Origin of the sequence: Shewanella sp. c952, assembly GCF_019654975.1 — a bacterium.
Lineage (GTDB): Bacteria > Pseudomonadota > Gammaproteobacteria > Enterobacterales > Shewanellaceae > Shewanella.
In genome coordinates, this window is the sequence record NZ_BPEW01000158.1 from 1 (window position 1) to 256 (window position 256).

Below are 256 nucleotides of genomic sequence, written 5' to 3' on the forward strand. Positions count from 1 at the left end.
GGGGGGGGGGGGGGGGGGGGGGGGGGGGGGGGGGGGGGGGGGGGGGGGGGGGGGGGGGGGGGGGGGGGGGGGGGGGGGGGGGGGGGGGGGGGGGGGGGGGGGGGGGGGGGGGGGGGGGGGGGGGGGGCGCATCCATTCATTATGCAACCAGAAGGCGCAGGTCGTTTCTTCGCGCTTAAACACTTGGCGGAAGGGCCTTTCCCTGAGCATTACGAGCCAATGGAGTCGCCGATAGGCACCAATCCATTGCACCCTA

General features: G+C 76.6%; 1 protein-coding gene. It reads left to right on the forward strand.

From position 1 onward, the window contains the following. Positions 1–256, forward strand: a 256-nt coding sequence (locus tag K5R16_RS22380; protein WP_220740635.1) for a hypothetical protein, incomplete at both ends; no start/stop codon positions are given.